Annotated in this window: 8 protein-coding genes; 3 read left to right on the forward strand and 5 right to left on the reverse strand. The window is 36.8% G+C overall.

What is annotated here, in order from left to right; genetic code table 11:
* Nucleotides 1-217: 217 nt before the first annotated feature.
* The 3 genes from VJJ26_02230 to VJJ26_02240 all read left to right on the forward strand — a co-directional run bounded on the left by VJJ26_02230 (nt 218) and on the right by VJJ26_02240 (nt 1,758).
* Nucleotides 218-925, forward strand: a complete 708-nt coding sequence (locus VJJ26_02230; GenBank protein ID HLC06984.1) for a hypothetical protein — start codon at nt 218-220, stop codon at nt 923-925.
* Between the two features lie 82 nt (nt 926-1,007).
* The gene (locus VJJ26_02235) at nt 1,008-1,385 is read left to right on the forward strand and encodes an HI0074 family nucleotidyltransferase substrate-binding subunit (protein HLC06985.1); all 378 of its coding nucleotides are present in this window, start codon (nt 1,008-1,010) and stop codon (nt 1,383-1,385) included.
* 13 nt (nt 1,386-1,398) lie between these two features.
* Nucleotides 1,399-1,758 carry a nucleotide pyrophosphohydrolase gene (locus VJJ26_02240; GenBank protein ID HLC06986.1) on the forward strand — a complete coding sequence of 120 codons (360 nt, stop codon included), beginning with the start codon at nt 1,399-1,401 and terminating at the stop codon, nt 1,756-1,758.
* Here VJJ26_02240 and VJJ26_02245 read toward each other — a convergent pair.
* The 5 genes from VJJ26_02245 to groL all read right to left on the reverse strand — a co-directional run.
* Nucleotides 1,753-2,160: a hypothetical protein gene (locus VJJ26_02245; protein ID HLC06987.1), complete on the reverse strand. Its 408-nt coding sequence runs from the start codon at nt 2,158-2,160 to the stop codon at nt 1,753-1,755. The genes VJJ26_02240 and VJJ26_02245 overlap by 6 nt on opposite strands.
* A 135-nt stretch (nt 2,161-2,295) precedes the next feature.
* Nucleotides 2,296-2,928 (reverse strand): hypothetical protein, encoded by a 633-nt coding sequence (locus VJJ26_02250; protein HLC06988.1) that lies wholly within the window; start codon nt 2,926-2,928, stop codon nt 2,296-2,298.
* A gap of 101 nt (nt 2,929-3,029) precedes the next feature.
* On the reverse strand, nt 3,030-4,073 hold the full coding sequence (locus VJJ26_02255; GenBank protein ID HLC06989.1) for a hypothetical protein: 1,044 nt from the start codon (nt 4,071-4,073) through the stop codon (nt 3,030-3,032).
* Between the two features lie 4 nt (nt 4,074-4,077).
* Nucleotides 4,078-5,256, reverse strand: a complete 1,179-nt coding sequence (locus tag VJJ26_02260) for a hypothetical protein (protein HLC06990.1) — start codon at nt 5,254-5,256, stop codon at nt 4,078-4,080.
* A 110-nt stretch (nt 5,257-5,366) separates the two neighbouring features.
* On the reverse strand, nt 5,367-6,918 hold a 1,552-nt coding region (gene groL / locus VJJ26_02265; GenBank protein ID HLC06991.1), incomplete at its 5' end, for a chaperonin GroEL.

Genomic DNA, 6,918 nt, shown 5'->3' on the forward strand with positions numbered 1-6,918 from the left:
CCCCTCCTGTTTCCAAATATACAGACTCTCTCGATCTTTCCCTGTAAAATGGGTATACTTTTCTTCCATGAGGCGACTCCTGTTTGTTAGTACCCATTATTATACATGGGTTGGAGTCGCACTTCATTTTAGAACTTTTCATCTACCGATGAAGCATGGCATAAATACTTTGCGTTCTTTACGCACTTAGTAAAAACAGAACAAGGAAAATAAACTTATGGCACAAGTAACTACGCAACAACAACAAAATACACAAACGCATGATGAACTTATTTTAGTAGTTCCACGCGAACACCTTTTTGCAAGCATGGATGCGTGGCATGGGTTAAAAGAAGTTAATTTTGAACATTATTTGAACATAATTAACGATAAAAAAGAATTCTTGCCACGTTCAGTTATGGAAACAGATCCAACATATAAGCAAATTATTCCATATCTCGTTTTTGAACATAACAATACGTATTTTTTGATGCAGCGCAAATCAGATGCCTCAGAAGCACGATTGCGAAATAAGTTGACGCTTGGCATTGGCGGTCATATTCGTCAAGAAGATATGCAACCCTACTACGCCCCTACTTCGCATGAAGCTTCGAAGGGCTCTTTGAGCGAGGCTACGAAGGGTCTTGAGAAAGAAAATTCATTATTTGCGTGGGCAATGCGTGAATTTCATGAAGAAGTTGATTATGCAGGGAACTTGAGCGTAAAACCGCTCGGTATTCTTAATGATGATTCCGATGATGTTGGTAAAGTGCATATTGGCTTTGTATTGTTGCTTACTGGTGATGTGCCTAATATTACAATAAAATCGGAATTAAAAAGTGGTACTTTGGTACCTTTATCGGAATGCATTGCACAAAAAGAGTGTATGGAATCCTGGAGTCAATTTGTAGTTGATTTCTTAATAAGGGGTCCCCGTGTGCAATGAAATGTAACATGGGGTTAAAATCGTGGAGTCAATTTGTGGTCGATTTTTTACAACAATAAAACAATATGCAAAGAGATGAACAATGGAACAATCTACACTCGATTTGATGAGTAATTTGCTAAAAGCACAGGTAGTCTTTGAACGTTTTCGCAAAAATATGAAAGATGATCAGGATCAGGCTGGTGCGGTGCAAGCTTTCAAAATTTGCTATGAATTATCGTGGAAAATTATGAAGCGCATTTTAGCGACTCAAGGTGTAGAATCAACGGCACCAAGAGACATATTTAGAAAAGCTGCTCTTGCAAAATTAATTGATAACCCAGAAGAATGGTTTGGTTTTATAGAGAAACGGCACCTTACATCCTATACGTATGAGCAAGAAAACGTGGATGCTATCGTAGCAGCGTTTGATTCATTTTCAGCAGAGCTTAATACGGCAATACAACGGATGAAATCTTAACGGGGGTCCCCAGATGGCTGATATAACAACGACGGTAGAATCATTAAAAAATGATGTTAAAAAATTCGTTGAAGATCGCGAATGGCAACAGTTTCACAGTCCAAAGAATTTGAGTATGGCTCTTGTTTCCGAGGCGACTGAATTGATGGATCTTTTTTTGTGGTGTGAAAGTGCTGCATCGTATGAAGCATTAGAAAAGTGTAGACAAGATGCAGAAGATGAAATTGCTGATGTAGCCGTTTTACTTTTAGCATTTTGCGTGCGTCATAATATCGATTTAAGTGCTGCAATTGCGCACAAGCGCATTGAAGCAGCGCGTAAATATCCGGTTGAAAAGTGCAAAGGTAAGTCTACCAAATATACAGCATTATAAAATAAAAATGGGACGTAATGTCCCATTTTTTATTGTGCATCCAGCTGTAGCATTAACTTTTTTGCGTTTCCTAATTACAGGTTTTGTACTCAGTAGTCGTTTCTCTAAAACACGCCAAAATAAGCGCGTTCCATAAAATCCCGTCAAACTTATAAATCCAAACAATGCAATAGGGGCGCCAAATTGGATAGCGTTTTCAAAATTAATGAATGAAGCAATAAAGTTATGGAATTCTTCTTTAAAGTGGGGATAAAGTTCTTTTCTTATTTTACTAAAGTCCACTTCTTGTAAATCCACTTGAGCTTTAACTGTAATCATCTTGTCTTTATTTTGTCCAAAAATACAGAGGATATTTGAGCTTGTTAAAAAAGTTATAATAGCGATGAGTAATAGTTTTTTCATACAAGAACCTGACATACAACTTATATTATTTATCATGCGTGTGTTGCATGGTAAATAATAGCATGATGAGGTTCAAAGGAGAGAATTATTTTTTTTGTAAATATTTGTGGGAGGTTGTAGGGTTTTGGTAAAAACTTAAGATTTACCACCGGGCATCATGGTTTGCAGAGCCAGCGTTGCTCCATAGCCCACGAATGTACCGATTATAGGGATTACGGTATTAAGCATACCGATGTAGACCGCTTGACCTAATATTGATGAAAATGATGTTTGCTTTTCCATTCGATCAAAGTCTATTTTTTGCTGAGCTAACAGTGCTTTTGCGAGATCTAATTTATTTTGTTGAGACATAGTCTGTAGATATTCTGGAGCAAGCTTTTGATCTATTTTTAGTAAAGTATCATTTTTGAGTGTTGTAAATGCTTGTCGTGCCATAAATTGTTTAATAAGACTTTTGGTGGTAGCTCCAATTCCGGTTCCTAGTGCTTGGTTAAGAGTTACAAGAATAATGGGTGCAACGGTGCTATACATTCTTGTCAGTATGCCTGGAATAGGAGTAGCAACTTGAATCTCTTTTGTGCTCGCGATAATTGTTGTATCTGGTTGCCGCTGTTCTTCATCTAATTCTTCATCTGTGGAGTCCGAAGAAGCTTGTGTTGTGGCAGTAGGTTTGTTTGGGTCGCGACGGCACAATAATGTGCTGAAAGGTAATGCAATAGTGCAGCAGAGGATAAATATTTGTAAAGTATATGTATTCTTTTTTTTCATTGAGATACCTTTTTTTGCCTACTGTTCCTACAATACAGTTTGAATATGTCAAAATAAAAAAAGATAAATCAATAGTTTGTGGCAGTTGGGTTATAAGAGTATTACTTTGATGGTTGTTGAGTTTTGATTGTAGTTAATGTATGGACTTTTTGTTGATATTGTCCATGTATTATACCTTTTTCTATAGGTGTTAATTCTATGTACGACGATAAAGACCAGAGTTTTTGCAAAGATTGCTGATTGTTGGTATTTGCTATTGCTCGTTCGCAAAGAGCGAGATTTGTACAGTTATATTTTGTTATATATAAAATCGATTCATCAAAAGTTCTTCGACACTCAGCTAGGTAATTGCCTTTTTGAATGTAATCACGGTTAGCTTGTTGGGCAAATATGTCAATCCTTTTTATTGGTTCTATCGCGTGCCATAGTCGTATTGTCTGAAGATCGTATATTTTTATAAGTTGTCTATCTCCAGCATCACTACGTGTAATAAGTGTCAGTTTGGTTCCATGATAATTAAACTGTACCTTATCAACTCTATTGTGTTCTGGAAGAAGATAATAGAGTTGACCTGTTTTTAAAGACCATAGACAACAATTTCCGTTTGTACTGCTTGTGGCAGCTAAGTCGGTATATGGACAAATATCAAAAGATATAATTTTGTTTTTTTCTCCTAAGGAAAAACAAATCTTATATTCTCGCTTGATTTGATCACGAAGAAGGAACATAACATATTCTTTGATTGAGAGAGGCAATAGATTGAGCTCTTCCATTGGTTGTGGCGATATTGGATTTTCAATCACTTCTAAATTATCGCAGGTAACGATATGTAAATTCTTATACGCAAGACGCCCAAAATAATCAATAGCTTGTGCAAAAGATTTATTTTTTTTGTAAAGAAGCAAAAGGATCATTGGGGTAATTCTGAAATTATTTTCATTAAAACTATCAACGATATGCATGATGGTATATCCGTTTGATACAGATAACCGGAGTGGGTTAAACTTTTTTTCTGTAATTGCATTATCAAGAACATTAATCATTCTGTTAAGACAGCGATATTGGAATTGCAGATCCATTGGTAATAGTATGTAGAAAGGGTAACCAAATAAAAAGAGAGATACAGCGAAATGTTTACACTTCATGAGGCTATTTCTGGGAAGAGGCAGAAATAGCTGAAGTGGCAATTTTTTTATCGATTATATCTTGTTCATAAGGTGTTAACTGCTTGTAGACAGGTGTTTTTTTTATGTCGAATGAGCCTGATTTTTGAGTTGCTTGTTCGCAGAACCATAATGGATCACAATGTTTTTTGCTTACCATTAACTTAGAGCCTTCTATGAAAGAACGATAATTGCCTTGATATGTAAGATTAAGATGTTTCTTTTGGAATGGGACTATTATTGGTTTGGAAGGTTTAGGTTTTTGGTTTTTGGAGAGTGTGTACAATGATAATAGTGATTGATGTTTACAATTGGTAGGGCTAAAAATGGCGAGTTGAGCATCTGATTCGTTCTTGGTAAACAGTGCATCTAAGATAGGTGTTGGTTGTTCTATGATATAGAGAGCCTTTCTAGAATCAATATCCCATATTTTTATTTGATTTTCTGTTGTTAGCGTGAGAAGTTGCAATCCATCAAAATCAAATCTCACAATAGTAGGTTTAAATATCCCAGGTAGGGTATATAAATATTTACCTGTTGCTAGATTCCATAAATGAATTATTCCATTGGAGCTACTTGTTACAAGAAGATCTACTTCAGAATGGATATCATAGTGCACTGTTGACATCTGTTCTGGCAGTACGATATCAATTGTATGGTTTATTTTTCGTAGTGCGCGATTCATACAATATGCTCTTATAGCAGGTGTAAGATGATTGAGTTGAGGTATGGGTTGTTGCATTGTGGGATCAGCTATTACTGATAAGTTTGCTCCAGTAACATTTTCTAAATTTGTCCGAGCATGTGTAATAAAATGCTCAATAGCTTGTTTGAAAAAATCATTTTTTAAATAGAGCGCTGCAATGAGATCATTGCTGGGTATACAATGCTTACCATAGCATTCATAAATGGTTTTTATGACGTCAAACATACCTTCTTCAGTTAGTTGGGTGGTGAACATATTAAAGAAATAATTATTTTTTGGGAATTTTTTGTTAATTGCATTGTTAATGACTGAGATCATCTCATCAAGAGCAATGCATGTGTTCAATTGTTCTGAACTATTTACTCTTGTATAGATAGGTTGCAGTTCCGTATCCATTGTGAAAATCGTGTGTTGAATGCACAGTAAAAGCAGTGATACAGCGGCAAGGTTGTACTTCATGTAAAATTCCTTTTCTCTTTTTTGAGAGTAGTATAAGCAGGAAAAATTATAAGATCAAAAAAAGGGCTTTGCTAAAATAGCAAAGCCCTTTTTTTAGAGATACAATCTTTTTAGTACATTCCGCCCATGCCACCACCCATTCCACCCATATTAGGCATATTAGGTGTTTCTTTTTTATCTTCAGCAATATCACAAATTGATGCTTCTGTTGTCAGCAATAATCCTGCGATTGATGCTGCATGTTGAATAGCTGAACGTGTTACTTTAGCAGGATCAATAATACCCGCTTTAACCATATCAACATATTCACCTTTTTTAGCATCAAAACCAATATTGCCAGATTCAGCTTTTACCTTATTGGTAATGACTGAAGCTTCGTAACCTGCATTTGATGAAATCACACGGAGTGGTTCTTCCAAAGCACGGCGAACGATTTGTACACCAAGACGTTGATCGCCTTCAAGTTGTAGTTCATCAACCGCTTTTTGTGCGCGGATCAATGCAACGCCACCACCAGCAACAATACCTTCTTCAATTGCAGCGCGTGTTGCGTTGAGTGCATCTTCGATGCGATCTTTCTTTTCTTTCATTTCAGTTTCTGTTGCTGCACCAACTTTGATAACTGCAACGCCGCCAGCAAGTTTTGCTAAGCGTTCTTGCATTTTTTCTTTGTCGTAATCAGATGTGCTATTTTCGATCTGCATTCTGATTTGCATTACACGACCTTTGATAGCATCGACGTCGCCTTGGCCTTCGATGATTGTGCAATTATCTTTGGTAAGTACTACACGTTTTGTTGTACCAAGATCAGTCAGCTGAATGTTTTCTAGTTTTAAGCCAATATCTTCTGAGATAAGTTTACCACCAGTTACAATTGCAATGTCTTCCAGCATAGCTTTGCGACGATCGCCAAAACCAGGAGCTTTAACAGCAGCAATATTAAGCACACCACGTAATCTGTTTACTACTAATGTTGCAAGTGCTTCGCCTTCAACATCTTCAGCGATGATTAACAGTGAGCGACCAGTTTTTGCAACTTGTTCCAAAATAGGGAGCAAGCTTTTCATGTTGGTAACTTTTTTTTCTACAATCAACAAGAATGGATTTTCTAGCAATGCTTCCATTTTTTCTTGATTGGTAACAAAGTATGGAGAAAGATATCCACGATCAAATTGCATGCCTTCTACAACACTCAATTCATCTTTCATACCGCGTGCTTCTTCAACAGTTATAACGCCATCTCTGCCAACGCGCTCCATTGCTTCTGCTATTAAGTCGCCAATTGTTTCATCAGAGTTAGCAGAAATAGTAGCAATTTGTTGAATTTCTTTTTTATCAGAAACAGCAGCAGAGTTTTTTTTGATAGTTTCTACAACTACTTCAACTGCTTTATCAATACCACGCTTTAATTCCATTGGGTTTGCGCCAGCGGTAACAAATTTATTACCTTCTCTGAAAATTGCTTGTGCAAGTACAGTTGCAGTTGTGGTTCCATCGCCTGCAATATCAGCAGTTTTACTTGCAACTTCGCGCACCATTTGTGCACCCATGTTTTCAAGCTTGTCTTCGAGGGTAATTTCTTTTGCTACTGTTACACCATCTTTGGTGATTGAAGGTGCGCCATATGCACGCTCAAGGACAACGTTGCGCCCTAAAGGCCCG

It is taken from the genome of Candidatus Babeliales bacterium (genome assembly GCA_035288105.1).
Classification (GTDB): Bacteria; Babelota; Babeliae; order Babelales; family Vermiphilaceae; genus SOIL31.

Excerpts from the sequence above, each read along its gene's own strand:
- VJJ26_02230 (HLC06984.1), top strand. The coding sequence starts at position 218 with ATGGCACAAGTAACTACGCAACAACAACAAAATACACAAACGCATGAT.
- VJJ26_02235 (HLC06985.1), top strand. The coding sequence starts at position 1,008 with ATGGAACAATCTACACTCGATTTGATGAGTAATTTGCTAAAAGCACAG.
- VJJ26_02240 (HLC06986.1), top strand. The coding sequence starts at position 1,399 with ATGGCTGATATAACAACGACGGTAGAATCATTAAAAAATGATGTTAAA.
- VJJ26_02245 (HLC06987.1), bottom strand. The coding sequence starts at position 2,160 with ATGAAAAAACTATTACTCATCGCTATTATAACTTTTTTAACAAGCTCA.
- VJJ26_02250 (HLC06988.1), bottom strand. The coding sequence starts at position 2,928 with ATGAAAAAAAAGAATACATATACTTTACAAATATTTATCCTCTGCTGC.
- VJJ26_02255 (HLC06989.1), bottom strand. The coding sequence starts at position 4,073 with ATGAAGTGTAAACATTTCGCTGTATCTCTCTTTTTATTTGGTTACCCT.
- VJJ26_02260 (HLC06990.1), bottom strand. The coding sequence starts at position 5,256 with ATGAAGTACAACCTTGCCGCTGTATCACTGCTTTTACTGTGCATTCAA.